Genomic DNA, 18,450 nt, shown 5'->3' with positions numbered 1-18,450 from the left:
TGGTACTGCAAAGTATAAAAATTTAACAAGTTATCGTGTAGTTACTTCTTTTTGGCGTATAAATCCCCAACGATAGATGGTTCGCGGCTGGTTAGATGTGTAATAAGCTTGCGTATCGCCGGTTTGCAATACCATTGAAAACTCGCCAAGGTTACTTATCTGCGCGTTGGCAAATGGTTTTGAACTACCCGCTGTGCTGTTATCCAAACAAACCATATCGGCAAATAGCGTGAGTTTTGTATCGCTTAAGCTGTAAGTACCCCTGGAAATCGTCTGATCCTTGCAATCGAAATTACTGTAGGTGCAGCTGCCATCTTTATAAAACTTAAAAATTTGGGTCGTGTCGCAAGTTATGGTATCGGTAGATTGCTGGGTATCGCCTATATAGTTATATACCTGTACCGATGCCAGCTCCCATTGCCTTATGGTTAACAAATTGGGGATATTGCTTTGATCTGTTTTTTTACAGGAATTAACCGCAAACGCAACAAGTAACAATACAGGTAAACACCAAAAACTTATCTTTTTCTTCATCCTTAATTAATTGCAAAAATAGGAATTCCCTTTACATACAAGCCCACAGCAATCAATATAACTCCATTAGCCCGTCATTATTTTACACAGGGTTATATTGAGTTGATTAGTTGATTACATTATAAAGTTTTAAATTGCACCTCATAAAAAACCGAAATAAATTAAGCGCTGTTAATTACCCACCCCATCAACCATTCGCCAGACCACCCAACTATGCGCATACCTTATCTATTACTTAAGGCTGAATTGAAAAGGGTACTGCTCTCCCTCGGCCTTACAGAGGACAAAGCGGATGCCAGCGCAGGCATATTTGCCGATAATAGCCGCGATGGCGTCGCCTCGCACGGATTAAACCGCTTCCGTGTATTTGTTGATTACTTAAAGGAAGGATTAGTTACGCCCAATGCCGACCCTACGCTGATCAACGCATTTGGGGCGGTAGAACAATGGGACGGTAATTTTGCAACCGGGATGCTAAACGCGCGCCTGAGTATGGACAGGGCAATTACCCTTGCCCATGAGAACGGTATTGGCTGCGTGGCCATTAAAAACACCAACCACTGGATGCGGGGCGGCACCTACGGCTGGCAAGCTGCGGAGGCTGGCTGCGTGGGCATTTGCTTTACTAATACCACAGCTAATTTACCTCCCTGGGGAGGCACCGAACCACGGCTTGGCAACAACCCTTTGGTAATATCGGTACCGAGAGCGGGCAGCCACATTGTACTGGATATGGCCATGACTCAATTTTCTTTTGGCAAACTTTGGCAGCACGAAGCACAAAATAAACCGTTACCACTACCCGGCGGTTACGATGCTGAAGGAAATTTAACTACCGATGCCGCGGCTATTTTAGCAACAAAAAGAGCCTTGCCCATTGGTTTCTGGAAAGGCTCGGGCTTGTCGCTGGTGCTGGATCTGCTGGCTACTATCCTTAGTGGCGGAAGTTCAACCGCCGCGGTTACCCAAAGCGGGCGAAAGGAAACTGGTGTATCGCAGGTATTCATCGCCATAAAGGCTAATGATGAACAAAACGAGGCATTGATAAACGATATCCTCGCCTATACTAAAACCAGTGCTCCTATAGATGGTAGCGAAATTTTATATCCCGGCGAAAACATGCTGCGCACGAGAGAGAAAAGCATGACTGACGGCGTTTTGGTGGATGAAGGGATTTGGGAAGAGGTAAAGGGGATGTAATAAAAAAACCGCTTCTTACCTCACCAATCCCTCAAACTTCTCCCAAAAACCGTCTTTTGGTAATGGAGCTACAATCAGTATCGGTTCGTTTTTTACGGGGTGTATAAATTGCAGGCGGCGGGCATGCAGGCAAATGCTTTTGCGCAGGCTGCCACGTGGGTAACCATATTTATTATCGCCAACAATGGGGCAGCCAAGGGTTGATAATTGCACCCGAATCTGATGAGGGCGACCGGTGATGGGGTCAACCTCTATTACATAGTAGCCATCCAGTTCGCCCACAAGCTTATAGCTCAGTTCCGAGCGGAGGCTTCCCTGTACTTCTTTATCGTGGGCCTTGGTAACGTTTTTCTGCGGATTTTTTATCAGCCAGTGTACCAGCGTGCCAGCTTCGGGCTGGGGTCGTTTACGGGTAATGGCATAATAGGTTTTATGCATTTCGCGGCCTTTGAACAGCTTATTAATGCGCTCCAGCGCCTTGCTGGTTTTGGCGAACAGGATCACGCCGCTTACGGGCCTGTCCAGCCGGTGTACCACCCCCAGGAAAGCACCGTTGGGTTTACTGTATTTTTGGGCGATGTATTTTTTCACCTTCTCGTCCAATGGCTCATCCATGGTATCGTCTACTTGCACAATATCGCCGGCGCGTTTGTTTACGGCTATGAGGTGGTTATCCTCGTAAAGGATATCCTTATCAGTAATATCGTGGTTGGTATAATTATGTTCTGGGCGGGCCAATTTTATTTCGGATTTCGGATTTTCAATTTCGAATTTATTTTTTCCTTTACAGCAATGCAAAGCTCCCCCTTCAGGGGGCTGGGGGGGCTCAATACTCCTCTTTCTCGTTCGGGAAATTATTCGCCCTTACATCGCTTACGTAGTTTTTTATTGCGCCGTCCATTACATCGTAAAGATTGGCGTACTGGCGCAAAAAGCGGGGTTTAAAGCCTTTATTAAGGCCCAGCATATCGTGTATCACCAATACCTGGCCGCTGCAATGCTGCCCGGCGCCTATACCAATGGTTGGGATATTCAGGCTTTCGCTTACTTCTTTAGCCAGTTTGGACGGGATCTTTTCCAGCACAATGCCAAAACAACCCAGCTCCTGGAGTTTTAAGGCATCTTCTTTTAGTTTTGCCGCTTCGGCATCTTCCCTGGCGCGAACCGTGTAAGTGCCAAATTTATATATCGACTGCGGTGTAAGGCCCAAATGGCCCATTACCGGTATGCCCGCTGTAAGTATCCGGCTGATAGATTCTGCAATCTCTACCCCGCCCTCCAGCTTCACGGCGTGTGCACCAGCTTCTTTCATAATCCGTATGGCCGAAGCTAAGGCCTCTTTTGAGTTACCCTGGTACGAGCCAAAGGGAAGATCTACCACCACCAGCGAGCGTTTAGCTGCCCGCACTACCGATGCGGCGTGGTATATCATCTGGTCTAAGGTGATGGGTAGCGTGGTTTCGTGCCCTGCCATAACGTTGGAAGCCGAATCGCCAACTAAAATAATATCGGTACCGGCGTTATCTACTATTAACGCCATCGAGTAATCGTATGCAGTGAGCATGGCAATTTTATCGCCGCGGTTCTTCATTTCCTGCAGGGTGTGCACGGTAATGCGCTTTACTTCCTTGTTTACCGACATAGCTTTTTAGTTGGTGTAATTTCTGCCCGCAAAGTTAGAAACTCATTCGGGATTTATTCGAATGAAAAAACTTAACCATTGCTTTACATTTATTTAATATTTTATACTTTAGGGGCAACCCAATTATATCATATAATACTATCCAATTTTAATGGCCGATAAAATATATCCCTGCGTGTACTGTGGTAAACCTATGAATCATACCGATCGTAAGCCGCGTAATTTTTATCTCAAGAAATTCCTCCCGTTTTTACCGGTAAGGCCCTTTTGGTGTACCCATTGCCTTAAAACAACTTTCTTTTGGGGTAACAGCGGCAAATAAGTTCTTAAGGCTTCGGGGTGATATTTTAAAAAAATCGGGGGTGGGTATTTTCAATTCGAAATTTAATAACTACTTTTGCGGCGTGAATAAAGAGGTGTTTTACTTCAATCTTCCGTCCAGTTTTCACGGAGCTTCGTGCCAGAAAATCCGAACGAATTACCCTTTCAATTTTTTTGCAAAATGAACCACTACACCAAATTGCCTGCTATATTATTATTAGCCGATGGCACCGTATTTTACGGCAAAGCCGCCGGCAAAATAGGCACAACCACCGGCGAGATCTGCTTTAATACCGGGATGACGGGTTACCAGGAAATTTTTACCGACCCATCATACTTTGGGCAAATAATGGTGGCTACCAATGCCCACATTGGTAACTACGGTATTGCTAACGAAGAAGTAGAATCGGGCCAGATACAAATAGCCGGCTTGGTTTGTAAGAACTACAACATTGCCTACAGCCGTAAACAAGCGGATGAATCCATACAGGATTATTTCCAGGGACAAAACATCGTAGGTATCTCTGATATAGATACCCGCCAACTGGTGCGCCACATACGCGATAAAGGCGCCATGAACGCCATCATCTCCTCAGAAATATTGGACCTGGAAGAACTGAAAGCCAAATTGGCCGAAGCACCCGACATGGATGGTCTGGAACTTTCTTCGCAGGTATCAACTAAAGAAACCTACACCTTTGGTAGCGAAAGCGCTGCTTACCGTGTAGCTGTTTTAGACCTTGGTGTTAAAAAGAACATCCTGCGTAATTTTGATGACCGCGATGTTTACGCGAAGGTTTACCCCGCAAAAACCACCTTTGCCGAAATGGAAAAGGATTTTGCGCCATCAGGATATTTTATCTCTAATGGCCCCGGCGATCCATCGGCCATGCCTTACGCTATTGATACCGTAAAAGAAATATTAACTGCCGATAAACCATTGTTCGGCATCTGCCTTGGCCATCAGTTGCTGGCTTTGGCTAACGATATCCCAACTAAAAAAATGTTTAACGGACACCGTGGTTTAAACCACCCGGTAAAGAACGTGATTATTAACCATTGCGAAGTAACTTCGCAAAACCATGGTTTTGGCGTAGTTCCGGAAGCTGTTAGGGCGTCTGAAAAGGTTGAGATAACCCACGTAAACCTTAACGACCAGTCGATAGAAGGTATCCGTGTAAAAGGTAAAAAAGCATTTTCGGTACAATACCACCCGGAATCATCTCCCGGCCCGCATGATAGCCGCTACTTATTTGACGATTTTATTAATTTGATGAAATAATTATTGGGGACTACCCCAATTAAGATCGATTCACAGATTTCTTATACATAAGGCCTTTCAAGATAAAAACTTGAGAGGCTTTCACTTTATAAGACTCGGAATTATTGCTTGCCAATCTTGAGCGTTAGCAATAAAATTTATCCTACGGCAAATGCCTATCAAACCATTAATTAGAGAGAAAATATCGTACAACATGTAAAATAACCATGTTTACCAACCCGCTTTTTTACTGATAGTAATAGGGTATTTTTACGGTAGTAGTATCTGATTTCCCTATATATTTTTGACATAAACATTTAAAATCTTATCGTCATGAAATATACACTATTACTTATCGCTTTAATTTTTAGCTGCATGTCTGCATTTTCACAATCTGTAGATAAATCCGTCTACGATAACGTATATACCTTCCGAACATCTGAAACCTTGCTGAAGTGCAGCGGAAATGGTGTGGCTATATTAGGTTCTGATACCGATATACCAGCAGATGTCGAATTTAGCGTAACAAAAATTTTAGATGACGGTAGCCTGGTTATTCAATTTATAGAGTGGAGAATTTCTGACAGCGATGTAAAGGTTCAAAATACAGCGTTAAATAAATCGTTGGTAAGTACGGCAACTGATAATTCCGGTAAACCAGGCAAAAAAGACATTTTCTTTAAGTTATCACTTAAAGAATTCAACAACGATTGCGAAAAGGAAGTTAATGCCCACAGTTTTACATTGGGTGCATTAGTTTTACCTATAAAACTTAGGTTTGGTGGCAATACAAGTAATCCCGCACACCATCGCGATTTTACCTTTGCAAACGATATAAGTATTGGGCTATCTGCGGGCTATAAATATTCTCCAAATAAAAAGTATTCCCACAATATTTTAACCGGTATAGCGCTAACCTCTGTAAGTGTTACACCCACAAATACTAATAAAACGGTAACCACAGAAAGTAACCTTGCAGCAATTACTTGGCATTTTGGCTATTTGTTTCAGATAGATAATTTCCAAATAGGCGCCTTTACCGGTATCGATTACTTGGCCGGTGAGGTTGGGCGTAATTGGGACTACAAAAACAAGCCGTGGTTTGGCATTGGACTTGGCTACTCCATTTTTAAATCTAAAAGTTCTTCCGATAAGCAGTAAATGGCTAATCAGTTATAGTCATTTTAAAAAAGGCTGCTCTACTTAACAAGACTCGAAAACTCGTGGCAAACACGAAGCGGCGAACGCCTCTTCTTGTAAAACATATCTACTGGAGTATCCTTCGGCACAAATTAAAACGCATGGGTTTTGGAATTAGAAACCAACAATTATAATTGTTCAAAATAAACCATCGCACATCCGCATAGTCAATAAATAAATGGCCATGCGGATTTTTTACGTAGTGCTGCCCGGTAATATTAGATCGGTAAATAGCACACGGTGCATTCGCACACCAAAAAACGCTGCTTACCGATAGCCGCGCATTTCACCGATATCACCTACCCCACTCATTCCCCCTAAAAATCCATTCACCGACATTTTGCAACACTTCACCTAATAACGCTAACCGATTTTTGCCCGCTGATGCACCTTTGTACTGTAAAACAACACAAAAACATCATGACAACCTCGCTTACCATACCTTCTCTTTACTCAATGATAGCCCTTGTAGTTACCGCCGTAATAGTTATCAGCATAGGTTGCTTAACCTGCTAAATTGGCAGGCATATTGCTTCATCCCCGGCAAACACTACTAATATGAAAAAGGGAGATACCGTACACTGGCAATGGGGTGCATCTGAAGCAGAAGGCAAAATACAAAAGAAGCATACCCAAGCTGTTACCAAAACCATAAAAGGCACAAAAGTAAAACGCAAGGCAAGCGCAGATGAGCCGGCGTTCGAAATAAAGCAAGCCAACGGCAGCAAAGTGCTAAAATCTGAAAGCGAATTGAAGAAGGGCGGGAAGTAGTATACATTGTTATTCCGAACATATTGCAACGCCGTCCCCATTCCGTTGCTCCCGTTAGGAGCAACCGCTTTGTAACAAACAAAGGATAAGATTTCATGCGCCGTTAGGTGCTATCCTTAGCCCATTTACTGAGGGTTGCACCTACCGGCGCAATTACTATCGGGGTTCTGTTTTTCTACTAAACGGTAGCGCCGATTTGCGCATGGCTATCCAATCTTCATCCCATACACCGCTAACAATTTTACGCTTACAAAATCTAATGGAATTTTAATGCCCTAACCTAAGCCAATATACAAATACCATAAATCCATTGCTATATTTACGGTATGGCAAAACAACCTATTATCACGGTTAATAATCTTACCAAAAACTACGGCGATTTCGCCGCCGTAAAGGGCATCAGCTTTGAGGTTTATGAGGGCGAGATCTTCGGCCTGCTTGGGCCCAACGGTGCTGGCAAAACCACAACACTGGAGATCATAGAAACACTGCGCGAAAAAACATCGGGCGAGGTTATGGTTGATGGTTTTTCGATAGATAAGGATGCCGACAGTATTAAAAAAATAATAGGTGTGCAATTGCAGGCCGCCGGCTATTACCCCAATTTAAACCTGTCGGAATTAATTTCCCTGTTCTGTGGCTTGTATGGAATCACCAAAACGCCTATGGAAATGCTGGAAAAAGTAGCCCTTACCGATAAGGCAAAGGCTAAATACAAAGAACTTTCCGGCGGACAAAAACAGCGCTTCTCCATAGCTACCACATTAATAAACGACCCACGCATTATATTTTTGGATGAACCCACCACCGGCCTCGACCCACAAGCCCGCCGCAACCTTTGGGACCTGATCCGCGAGATCCGCGACAATGGCACCACCGTAGTGATAACCACCCATTACATGGACGAAGCCGAAGTACTGTGCGACCGCGTGGCATTTGTAGACGGCGGACATATTGTAGGTATAGATACTCCCGACCATTTTATAGATAAATTACTGGAAAGCGGTTTCGAACGTAAAAAGCAGGTAAAGGATGCCAACCTGGAGGATGTTTTCATCAACCTCACCGGCAAGGAATGGCGGGAAGGATAGGCCCCCAGCCCCCTGAAGGGGGGGAGCAGAAGTTCGCACAATATCCACACCAATGAACTATTGAACCAATGAACTAATGAACAAATACAGTAACACCCGTGCAACGCTGGCCATTGCCAAAGCAAGCTTCCGTTCTATCATCCGCAGCCCATCGGCGGTGGTGTTTAGTTTAGCTTTCCCGCTGATATTTATTTTGGTGTTTGCTAATATTGGCGGCGGCGGGGTAGCGGTCGATGTAGGCGTGGCTAAGGGCAGCGATACGCTTAGTCCGGTTTATACGGCTTTGCGAAAGGTTAGCGTTATAAACCTGATCACTACCCAAACCGCGGATGAGATGGGCAAGAATCTTTCTAAAGGAAGCATTGATGCCATTATTGACATAAAAAAGAATGTTATAGATCCGTCGCAATCGCCAGTTGGCCCGCAAAAATCTCCCTTTACGGTTAACGTGCAGTATACTACCTCATCGTCAAAAGGCGCCATCCTCAAATCAGTTATTGTAAATATCCTGAACGAAATAAATTCAACATACCAGCAAATGAGCGGGCAAATGCTGCCTCCGCCTGCTGCCGAGCTTAGAGAAACAACCGTATCTGGCCGTGCCTACAAATACATCGATTTTATCCTTCCGGGGCAGTTGGGTTTCTCGTTGCTGAGCAGCGGGGTATTCGGTACCGCCTTTGTATTTATCAGTCTGAGGCTTACGCTGGTGATCAAACGCTTTTTTGCCACACCTGTTAAACGCTACAGTATCGTATTGGGCGAAGCATTAGCCAGGCTTACTTTTTCGCTATTGGGTGCTGTATTCATTATTATGGTGGGGCACTTTATGTTTGGCTTTACGCTGATACATGGCGTAGTTACTGTACTCAATATGCTCGTCCTTTCGGCCATAGGGCTTATTATCTTCATGGGCTTTGGCTTCACCGTATCGGGCATTGCCAAAAATGAAAGTACGGTACCCCCACTATCCAATATCATCACACTGCCCCAATTTTTACTATCGGGCACGTTCTTTTCGGTTACTGCCTTCCCAAAATGGCTACAATACGTTAGTAACGCCCTGCCGCTTACGCACCTTAACAACGCCATGCGCAAGGTTGCCTTTGAAGGCGCCGGCCTGGGCGATGTTACCCACCAACTATTCATCTTGCTATTATGGGGAATAGGCGTTTACGCCGTTGCGGTAAAAACTTTTAAATGGGAGTAGCGGGATTAGAATCGAGAGTTAAGAAGCAACAGAAGAATAGAGCAGAAACGACAAAACCCCATGTCGTTTCGATGAGCAGATGAGGTGGGAGTGCGCGGAGGTGCGAAGAGAAATCTTACATACCACGCTTCGCGGACTTGCATCGTTGCACATCGCTCGTAGAAGATTTCTCCACACGCCGCGCTCTTGCCCTACCCTGTTCGTTCGAAATTACAAGGTGAGGAGGCATTAAGCCAACCACCATTTACTCTCCTCGTTTATAATTTCCCACCTGGCTAACATCTGTGCGCTCAGGCGGGGTTTCAATACGTTCTTTTAACGCTGCCCTAAAAGCGTTAAAAGCGGGCATTTCTGTGAATTGGTTATTGGCATCGTCGCTATCAAAAGCTATCATATGCATAAAAGAGCTATCGCCGGTTTTATAAACTACATATTCTATGCCAGTGGGTTTCTCTACCTGTAATTGTGCAAACATGTCTCTTATTAGCCCCTCGTTCTCGTTTGCGCGTCCTTCTTTTACGGTGTACTGGATAATGGAATGCTTCATGGCTGGTTGTTTTTTTAATTTAGACCAAAGCTAAGGCGGAGTCTTGATTTTGGGTGAGGTGCATACGCGACAGGTTGCGGGGTTAAACAAGCCAAACCGTTAAGATCATCCTTAAAAACCCACAGCAGCGCAAAAGAAATGGTTATCCCCACATCAATTTAAAAACCAATTCTTAACATTATAATAACATTAAGACAGATAATGTTAACATTTAGATAACACTGTGGTAATACATTTGCATTAAAATAATATTAAGTAAATGTTAAAAAATACCGCCCCCGTACTGTTAACCCTCATCATGGTGTTACTGTTCAACACCGCAAACGCTCAAAATAATAAAACAGGTACATGGGGCATTGCCACCATAGTTTTACCTGGCGACAGCACCCATCATTGGGGTGGGTACGTAGAACTGCAGGGGCGTACCAATACCTTGTTTAACCAGTTTTTTTATTACGAAACAAAAGGTGGGATAAGCTACGATATCGCAAAGAATTATACAGCGCTTATAGGTACCGGGCGTTATGTAACCTACGATTATAATAATTTAGACGCGCCGCCAACGGTTAAAGAGTTTAGGATGTGGGAACAGTTGACCATCAACTCGTTTTTAGACCGGATAAAAATAGAACACCGTTACCGCGCCGAACAACGCTGGCTTAACGGCATCTACCGCAATCGCTTCAGGTATCGCCTAAACCTGGTGATACCATTAAACCATAAAAAAATAGAGGCAAAAACTTTTTTTGTATCGGTATTTGATGAGATCTTTCTGAATAATAACGCGCCTCACTTTGAGCGTAATCGTTTTTCAGCGGCCTTTGGGTACCAGTTTGATAAATCATTAAGTGTGCAGGCCGGCTGGTTGGATCAGTATAATTACAGCCTTACCACCGCAGGGGCCAAAAACAACCTGGCAATAACCGTTATGTATCGTATAAACCGTAAAAACACCAAGCCTAAGGAACATATACCAACCACAATTGATTAATAATCATAACAAATAGAAAATTTACGTTGCGATTTGCTGATTTTGCGCTTAACTTAGCCGACCAAATTAGTATAGTAATCCAAAAAATACAACAATAATAAATTATGAGCTTAATAATTGATGTTCATGCGCGCCAGATACTTGATTCGCGCGGTAACCCTACAATTGAGGTAGATGTTTTAACCGAAAATGGCGCATTGGGCCGTGCTGCAGTACCTTCTGGTGCTTCAACCGGTATGCATGAAGCTGTTGAGCTTCGCGATGATGACAAAAAAGTATACATGGGTAAGGGCGTTTTAAAAGCTGTTGCCAATGTAAATGATAAAATTGCTGCAGAACTTAAAGGCATCGATGTATTTGAGCAAAACCTGATAGACAAGCTCATGATTGACCTTGACGGTACCGAAAACAAAGGTAACTTAGGTGCTAACGCTATTCTTGGTGTGTCTTTGGCCGTTGCTAAAGCTGCCGCGCAGGAAAGCCGCCAGCCTTTATACCGCTACATTGGCGGCGTAAATGCAAACACCCTGCCTATCCCGATGATGAACATTGTAAACGGTGGCTCGCACTCTGATGCGCCTATCGCTTTCCAGGAGTTCATGATCATGCCTATCGGCGCTTCTTCTTTTTCTGAAGCATTGCGTTGGGGCACCGAAGTGTTCCACAACCTTAAAAAGATCCTACACGACCGCGGCCTTTCTACCGCAGTGGGCGACGAAGGTGGTTTTGCACCAACCTTTGATAGCACAGAAGATGGCGTTGAAACCATCCTGAAAGCGATTGAAAAAGCTGGCTACAAACCAGGCGAAGATATCTTCATCGCTTTTGATTGTGCTGCTTCTGAGTTTTACAAAGACGGCAAATACGATTACACCAAATTTGAAGGCGAAAAAGGCGCTATCCGCACCAGTGCAGAGCAAGCCGATTACCTTGCCGAACTTTGCGCTAAATACCCTGTTATTTCTGTAGAAGATGGTATGGCTGAAGACGATTGGGCAGGCTGGAAATTACTGACCGAGAAAATTGGCAGCAAAGTACAGTTAGTTGGCGATGATTTGTTTGTAACCAACGTAAAACGCTTACAGCAAGGTATTGATAACGATACGGCTAACTCTATCCTGGTGAAAGTAAACCAAATAGGCAGCTTAACCGAAACCATCAACGCGGTTAGTTTAGCACAAACCAACGGTTATACCTCGGTAATGAGTCACCGTAGCGGCGAAACTGAAGATGTTACCATTGCCGATTTAGCTGTGGCCTTAAACTGTGGCCAGATCAAAACCGGTTCGGCTTCACGTTCAGACAGGATAGCAAAATACAACCAGTTATTGCGCATTGAAGAAGAATTGGGCGATTCTGCACGTTTTATTGGTAAAAACTTTAAGTTTTTAAAGAAATAGTAGCTCCATCCCCCTAAAGGGGGGAGATAAAATACGAAGCCCCGAATTATCGGGGCTTTTTTGTTGCCGAATTATTAACTTACAAGCCTCATAACCTCATTACATGAATTGCTTTAACCATGTTACCAAACCGGCAGTAGCTATTTGCAAGAATTGCAATAAAGGCCTTTGTCCGGATTGCCTTACAGAAATTAAAAATGGTATTGCGTGTACGGCAACCTGTATAGACGAAGTAAAATCAATAAATGAATTAATAGAAAGAAATAAGAATTTATCTAAAAGGGCCATTAGCACTTACAACCGGACGGTTTTTATTTACGGTTCTATAGGGTTGCTATTTATTTATGCGGCATACATATATCCCGACCTCAATTTATACATGTATCCTGCAGGCGGGTTATTTTTATTAATAGGTATCTTAACATTTATTGCAAATAGAAAGCGTTACAAAAGCAATAGTTGAACCACACAACTTCTATAGCCCCGTTTTGCCGGAGCTTTTAACATCCCATGTTGTAGTATCCTCACCACAACATTATTAGCATTTCTCAAATTCTCTCTTTACTTTCGTACCAATGAAATTAAAAGGATTATACCGGGCCGTTGTTATTTTAGTTATTCTCGCCCTTAATATTGGTTGCGACCAGGTTTCCAAATCCATCGTGCGCAAAAAAATGAGCTACGATGAACCCATCAGCTTTATACAGAACCATTTTACCCTTATTAAAATAGAGAATACCGGCGCTTTTTTAAGCGTTGGCGATACGCTAACAAACCCATACCGTTTTATCCTGCTTACCCTTTTACCTGTTCTTTCGCTGTTGGCGGGCACCATATTTATGCTTACGCAAAAGAATTTCAGCAAGCTCATCCTTGGCGGCCTTATTTGCGTTATCGGTGGTGGCATCGGTAATATTTACGACCGTATTGCCCATGGCTCGGTAACCGATTTTATGCACATCCGCTTTGGCATCTTCCAAACCGGCATTTTCAACGTGGCCGATGTATCCATTATGGTAGGCATCGGGCTGATACTATTGGATGCGGTAGTGAAGAAAATGGAGGAAAGGCGATTAGAGCGGGAACAATCGTTAAAAACGGCAGAAACTGAATAAATAACCTTATGGACGAGTTCGAGGTAGCCGGCTATGGCGATTTTATAAAAATTGTGCTAACGGAGATTTATCATTTCCGGATGGATTTGCACATCTGAAATCTGCACATCTGCACATCATTCCCTGCACATCTATCTGTCACATTCCGCCGCAAAACTACCCGCCTACCCTACTTCTTAATAAAAAGCGTATATTTGCAGAAATAATTACCCGTTGATTTACGGTTTTGATCAATAGACACTCTTCAGATCCGCTTAATGCTTCGCGTTAGCAAACAATACATACAATTCAATACATGTCATTCGAAAATTTAAATTTAATTGAGCCTATTTTAAAGGCTTTAAAAACAGAGGGTTATACAACCCCAACACCAATACAAGAACAAGCAATTCCTTTTATATTACAACACCGCGACCTGCTGGGCTGCGCCCAAACCGGTACCGGTAAAACGGCTGCCTTCGCTATCCCTATTTTGCAATTATTGTTTTTAGATAAGCAAAAGCACAAGGAGCAAAAATCTATAAAGGCCCTTATTTTAACCCCAACCCGCGAACTGGCCATCCAGATAAGCGAGAGCTTTACCGCTTACGGTAAAAACACGGGTTTGAAAAACCTGGTTATCTTCGGTGGTGTATCGCAGGGCCCGCAAACGGATGCTTTGCGCCGTGGCGTTGATATCCTGATCGCAACCCCGGGTCGTTTATTGGACCTGATGAACCAGCGTTTTGTACACCTGGACCAGATAAAAATGCTGATCCTGGATGAGGCCGACCGTATGTTGGATATGGGCTTTGTACATGATGTAAAAAAGATCATCGCCAAGGTTCCTCAAAACAGGCAGACTTTGTTCTTTTCGGCTACTATGCCAAACGAAATTCAAAGCCTGGCCGATTCTATTTTGCAGAAACCTGCTAAGGTAGAGGTTGCGCCTGTATCTTCTACAGCCGATACCATACAGCAGTCGTTATATTTTGTGGAGAAGAACGATAAGCGCCTGTTGCTTAACCACATCTTGAAAGATAAAAACATTAAAACCGCCCTGGTATTTACCCGTACTAAGCACGGTGCCGATAAAGTAGTGAAAGACTTGGTTAAAGCCGGCATCACTGCTGAGGCCATCCACGGTAACAAATCGCAAAATGCCCGCCAGCGTGCGTTAAGTAACTTTAAAAACCGCACCACGCGTGTTTTAATTGCTACCGACATTGCTGCCCGTGGGATCGATATAGACGACCTTACGCACGTAATTAACTACGAAATCCCTAACATCCCCGAAACCTATGTACACCGTATTGGCCGTACAGGCCGCGCGGGTGCAAGCGGCATAGCCCTTACGTTTTGCGATGGCGAGGAAGAAATAGATTTCCTGAAAGATATTCATAAGCTGATAGCCAAAGAGATTCCGGTTGAAGAAGAGCACCCTTACCCGCTAAGCATACAAGCCATGACGGAGAAGATGATGAGCAAAGCCAAAAACGCACCTGCAAAGGGTAAAAGCGGTGGCGGTGGTGGTTCATCACGTGGCGGTCGCCCAAGTGGCGGTGGCAACCGTAACGGTAGTGGTGGCGGCAGATCTGGCGGTGGCCGTAATGCTGCTGGTGGTAGCAAAGCAGGCGGTGCCAGCGGTATGAGCGGTGCAGCCGGTAAATATACCGGGAGAAAGTAAAGAGTTGCGAGTGGTTAAGTGTTGAGTAGTTTTAAAACCTCCAAATCAATCGTGTCGCTCGCAAAGTAAACTCACCCCGACAGCACTCCGTGCGTCGACCCTCTCTGCTCCGCGAAGAGGGTTAAGGAATAGAATTTTAATAGCGATGGTTTGAAACCCATCGCTATTTTGTTTTACAATAACCGTAATTATCGCGGCAATGGTCTTTGTCTTGATTCTTGTCTCTTGATTCTTGTCTCACTACCCTACCCTGTTAATAAGTTAATAACGATATTTGCGCCGCTCAGATAAATTAAATAGCTTTATAATTAAATTCAGTACGCGCCGATGAAACGTTTTATCAACCTTATCAAAAACAAATTTTTTCTGATAACTGTCATATTTGTTGTTTGGATGATCTTTTTTGATAAAAACGACCTATTCTCGCAATATCAATACAAGCAACAGCTGAGTAAGCTGGAACAGGAGCGTGATTTTTATAAGGCCGAAACCGCCAAAGTAAACAAAGACCTGGACGAACTCACCTCAGATAAAGCCAAACTCGAAAAATTCGCCCGCGAAAAATACCTCATGAAAAAAGATAACGAGGATGTTTTTGTAATAGAGCACGAGAAGAAAAACTAAATTTTGATGTGCAGATGCGTGGATATGCAGATGTGCAAATGATAAAAGCCTTTCAAGTTTAGCTTGAAAGGCTTTGTTTTTTTATACGCACGTTATTGCAACAATATCTGCAGAGCCGCTCTATCTATCTCTTCGCCAACACGCTCACCGCAATAGCAATACCTATTACAACCAGCAAAAATAACCAGGTAGTTTTGTGGGCGAAATTAAACGTCCATCCCCAGCCAAAACGTTTGGTTACCACGAGTTTTGGGTCGGAGGGGTTATAATAGAACATGCGCCATATCCAGTGGCTTGCATCGTTTTTATCTAATTCGCTCATATCTTTGTATTCCAAAATTTAAAAATCTGCACATCTGCACATCTGTACATCTGCACATCCGCCTATCCGCCTGTACCTTGTTTGGTATCTATTTTGGGTACGGAAAACATCGCCTCTTTGATAAGCTTAACCGGAGCGTTGCCATAGCCCAGAAACTTCTCGTTAAACTCTTTAATGCGGTATTTATCGCCCTGTTTCTTTTTCCACGCTTGCTGCAGATCGTTAATTTCCTTATACCCGGAAAAATAGCTGGTGAGTTGTACACTGCTAACGCTTACCCGTTTCCATTTGTTATCAGCTTCGGCTTGTTGCTGGAAAGCCTCGTGAGTAAGTATCTTCACCGCCTGCTCCTTGGTCATGTTACTGGTGTGTACGCTATAATCTAAAATAGCATTACATACCGACCGCAAGTGCCATTTGTACCACATCAGGCGCATCTCCGGCTCTTTATCGCCAAAGCCGGCATCCAGCATCATCTGCTCGGTATAAACCGCCCAGCCCTCTATCATGGCACCATTGCCAAACACAGACTTTACAATACTTGGCGATTTATTGGCATACACTAATTGTGTATAATGCCCCGGTATAGCCTCATGGATGCAGAGTATCTGCAAAATATACTGATTGTATTCGCGCAGGTAGCTTTCGGCACGTTCCGGCGACCAGCCCGCAAGGCTACCTACATTGTAATAAGTATTGCCGCCCTTATCATAAGGGCCAGGCGAACTTACCGATGCGCCGGCCACACCGGCTATGTAACCGGGTTCTTTACGTACAATAAGCGGCTTGCTTGGGTCGAGTGTTAAGAGGTCCTTACTTTTTATAAACGTAGTTAGCTTTGGCAGTTCGGCTTCAATGGCAGATTGAAACTCCGATGGTGCCACATGTTTGGTAGATAGTGTATCTATCATTTGCCCTATCAGATCCAGCGAATCTGCAGGCATCGCTTTGGTCCCGAAATATTTTGGCCACAACGTTCGGCTGATCTTGGCCATCTCGCGGTGCAGGTATTTTTTGCGCTCCATAGCGGCATTGAAGATCTGTTGCGCGGTACTTTCCGACTGGATCTCGTACTTAAATTTGTTTTCGTAGTATTCCTTACCCAGCCTAAAACTGCGGGGCTTATCGTTCTTCATTACTTTTAAATAAGCCACAAAACCCTTTATCGCATCAACCGAGATGCGTACGCGATCCAGCATTTGCTTTTGCTCAGCATCCGGAATCTTTGTTTTTTTAAGTGAATCGGCAAAGTCGCTTTCTATAACGCTCAGCCCGCCGTTGTGCTGGTCAATCGCCAGTTTAGTAAGCTCTACAACCGGGTTTTTAAGCTGTTTTTGGGCTTCCTTGTAGTAAGCCGGAATAAACGCCATACGCTGATAAAAACTGCGCAAGCGTTTCTCCAGCGGGGCGTAATGTTCGTTCAGAATAAGCGCAAAACCGCCTATAACGTTATACGATGCCGGGTTCCATTGATATTCGCGCAGTTGCTCCAGGTTCCATTGGATAGATTCGAGCTGGTTCTGCATCATGCGGTGATCTATCTTGTTAGCATCAGATAAGGTGCCAACTTCAAAACGACTGAGCGAATCCATGTGCACCTTAGTAAATTTGATGGCCTTTTTGCGGTTATCATCATTGGGGATAAGCAGTAAACTATCGTATTTATGGTAGCCGGCTGTGGTTGCCCATTCGGGGTTCTCTTTCCAAAAATCCTCCAAAAAATGGTCTTCGTATAGCTGGAAGGCTGCATCATCCTTCGCCGAAAGCGGCTCGGATGATTGCCCGTCTTTTTTACAGGCCGAAAACGCGGCTACGTACAGGGAAAGTAAAAGTAGTTTTTTTATCACCTTAGTAAGGGTTTGCTTTGGTTTATAAACTTAGAAAATTTGCCGCATATAAATCAAATATGCCGCGATTTTGTTACTAAGGAAAGCTTTTACTTATGGATGATCAGCATAAAATACTCGGAGCCGAACTGGAGAAACTGATAATTGGTGGCGGCGCACATGCCACACTGGCGGATGCCTTGAAAGACATACCCGCCAAATACCGTGGCATAAAACCCCATAACCTGCCTTACAGTATATGGCAACTGGCCGAGCATATCCGGATAGCGCAATGGGATATGCTGGAATTTAGTAAAGATGGCACCCATCAATCGCCAAAATGGCCCGATGATTACTGGCCAAAAGAAAGCGAACCCAAGGATGATGCCGCCTGGGATAAGACCATCGAACAGATCCACGCAGACAGAACGCAGTTTTTAGCGCTGCTGAAAAACGAAGATATTTATAAACCCATCCCCCATGGCACCGGGCAAAGCATCCTGCGTGAGGCTTTGCAGGTAGCTGATCATAATGCCTACCATACTTCGGAAATTATTTTACTGAGGAGATTGCTGGGAATATGGAAGTAAGCCCCCCAACCCCCTAAAGGGGGAGCAGGAGTTAGGCACAGTACATCAAGACATAACAATTAAGGTAAAAGTAAAGCCCAGCTAAACTATTACCCGGGCTTCAATACATTTCAAAAGTTCCCCCTTCAGGGGGCGGAGG

18 protein-coding genes are annotated in these 18,450 nt (G+C 44.1%); 12 read left to right on the top strand and 6 right to left on the bottom strand.

What is annotated here, in order from left to right:
- Window positions 1-30 precede the first annotated feature (30 nt).
- Window positions 31-534, bottom strand: a complete 504-nt coding sequence (locus tag EPL05_RS20430; protein WP_128535855.1) for a hypothetical protein — start codon at window positions 532-534, stop codon at window positions 31-33.
- Window positions 535-747: 213 nt separating this feature from the next.
- On the opposite strand from EPL05_RS20430, the gene yiaK reads away from it, so the two are divergent.
- A complete protein-coding gene (yiaK, locus tag EPL05_RS20425; RefSeq protein WP_128535854.1) occupies window positions 748-1,734 on the top strand; it encodes a 3-dehydro-L-gulonate 2-dehydrogenase in 987 nt (328 codons plus the stop codon).
- A gap of 15 nt (window positions 1,735-1,749) precedes the next feature.
- On the opposite strand, the gene EPL05_RS20420 is transcribed toward yiaK, so the two are convergent.
- Both EPL05_RS20420 and panB read right to left on the bottom strand, forming a co-directional pair.
- Window positions 1,750-2,472, bottom strand: coding sequence for an RluA family pseudouridine synthase (locus tag EPL05_RS20420; RefSeq protein WP_128535853.1), 723 nt, complete (start codon window positions 2,470-2,472; stop codon window positions 1,750-1,752).
- A gap of 88 nt (window positions 2,473-2,560) precedes the next feature.
- Complete coding sequence (gene panB, locus EPL05_RS20415; protein WP_128535852.1) at window positions 2,561-3,376, bottom strand: 3-methyl-2-oxobutanoate hydroxymethyltransferase; 816 nt, start codon at window positions 3,374-3,376, stop codon at window positions 2,561-2,563.
- Between the two features lie 502 nt (window positions 3,377-3,878).
- Between panB and carA the strand changes: the two genes are divergently transcribed.
- From carA to EPL05_RS20390, 5 genes are all read left to right on the top strand, one after another.
- Entirely contained in the window at window positions 3,879-4,979 is a 1,101-nt protein-coding gene (carA, locus tag EPL05_RS20410; protein WP_128535851.1) for a glutamine-hydrolyzing carbamoyl-phosphate synthase small subunit, read from the top strand.
- A 312-nt stretch (window positions 4,980-5,291) separates the two neighbouring features.
- Entirely contained in the window at window positions 5,292-6,119 is an 828-nt protein-coding gene (locus EPL05_RS20405) for a hypothetical protein (protein ID WP_128535850.1), read from the top strand.
- Between the two features lie 597 nt (window positions 6,120-6,716).
- Window positions 6,717-6,929: a hypervirulence associated TUDOR domain-containing protein gene (locus EPL05_RS20400; protein WP_128535849.1), complete on the top strand. Its 213-nt coding sequence runs from the start codon at window positions 6,717-6,719 to the stop codon at window positions 6,927-6,929.
- A gap of 326 nt (window positions 6,930-7,255) precedes the next feature.
- A complete protein-coding gene (locus EPL05_RS20395) occupies window positions 7,256-8,020 on the top strand; it encodes an ABC transporter ATP-binding protein (protein WP_128535848.1) in 765 nt (254 codons plus the stop codon).
- Between the two features lie 76 nt (window positions 8,021-8,096).
- On the top strand, window positions 8,097-9,230 hold the full coding sequence (locus tag EPL05_RS20390; protein WP_128535847.1) for an ABC transporter permease: 1,134 nt from the start codon (window positions 8,097-8,099) through the stop codon (window positions 9,228-9,230).
- 244 nt (window positions 9,231-9,474) lie between these two features.
- Here the strand turns inward: EPL05_RS20390 and EPL05_RS20385 are convergent, their stop codons facing one another.
- A complete protein-coding gene (locus tag EPL05_RS20385) occupies window positions 9,475-9,777 on the bottom strand; it encodes a hypothetical protein (protein ID WP_128535846.1) in 303 nt (100 codons plus the stop codon).
- A gap of 259 nt (window positions 9,778-10,036) precedes the next feature.
- On the opposite strand from EPL05_RS20385, the gene EPL05_RS20380 reads away from it, so the two are divergent.
- The 5 genes from EPL05_RS20380 to EPL05_RS20360 all read left to right on the top strand — a co-directional run bounded on the left by EPL05_RS20380 (window position 10,037) and on the right by EPL05_RS20360 (window position 15,573).
- Window positions 10,037-10,768, top strand: a complete 732-nt coding sequence (locus EPL05_RS20380) for a DUF2490 domain-containing protein (protein WP_128535845.1) — start codon at window positions 10,037-10,039, stop codon at window positions 10,766-10,768.
- Between the two features lie 104 nt (window positions 10,769-10,872).
- Window positions 10,873-12,168: a phosphopyruvate hydratase gene (gene eno, locus EPL05_RS20375; RefSeq protein WP_128535844.1), complete on the top strand. Its 1,296-nt coding sequence runs from the start codon at window positions 10,873-10,875 to the stop codon at window positions 12,166-12,168.
- Between the two features lie 575 nt (window positions 12,169-12,743).
- Entirely contained in the window at window positions 12,744-13,283 is a 540-nt protein-coding gene (gene lspA, locus EPL05_RS20370; protein ID WP_128535843.1) for a signal peptidase II, read from the top strand.
- A 295-nt stretch (window positions 13,284-13,578) separates the two neighbouring features.
- Window positions 13,579-14,949: a DEAD/DEAH box helicase gene (locus EPL05_RS20365; RefSeq protein WP_128535842.1), complete on the top strand. Its 1,371-nt coding sequence runs from the start codon at window positions 13,579-13,581 to the stop codon at window positions 14,947-14,949.
- 327 nt (window positions 14,950-15,276) lie between these two features.
- On the top strand, window positions 15,277-15,573 hold the full coding sequence (locus EPL05_RS20360; protein ID WP_128535841.1) for an FtsB family cell division protein: 297 nt from the start codon (window positions 15,277-15,279) through the stop codon (window positions 15,571-15,573).
- Between the two features lie 124 nt (window positions 15,574-15,697).
- Here EPL05_RS20360 and EPL05_RS20355 read toward each other — a convergent pair whose 3' ends face one another.
- A complete protein-coding gene (locus EPL05_RS20355; RefSeq protein ID WP_128535840.1) occupies window positions 15,698-15,895 on the bottom strand; it encodes a DUF5808 domain-containing protein in 198 nt (65 codons plus the stop codon).
- A gap of 62 nt (window positions 15,896-15,957) precedes the next feature.
- Window positions 15,958-17,742 carry a DUF885 domain-containing protein gene (locus EPL05_RS20350; protein ID WP_243837338.1) on the bottom strand — a complete coding sequence of 595 codons (1,785 nt, stop codon included), beginning with the start codon at window positions 17,740-17,742 and terminating at the stop codon, window positions 15,958-15,960.
- 95 nt (window positions 17,743-17,837) lie between these two features.
- Between EPL05_RS20350 and EPL05_RS20345 the strand changes: the two genes are divergently transcribed.
- A complete protein-coding gene (locus EPL05_RS20345) occupies window positions 17,838-18,311 on the top strand; it encodes a DinB family protein (protein ID WP_128535839.1) in 474 nt (157 codons plus the stop codon).
- Window positions 18,312-18,450: the final 139 nt, after the last annotated feature.

The sequence above is a fragment of the Mucilaginibacter gilvus genome, from assembly GCF_004054195.1.
Lineage (GTDB): Bacteria > Bacteroidota > Bacteroidia > Sphingobacteriales > Sphingobacteriaceae > Mucilaginibacter > Mucilaginibacter gilvus.
The sequence above is the reverse complement of the archived record's forward strand: the minus strand, read 5'-3'. Positions and strand labels throughout refer to the sequence as shown.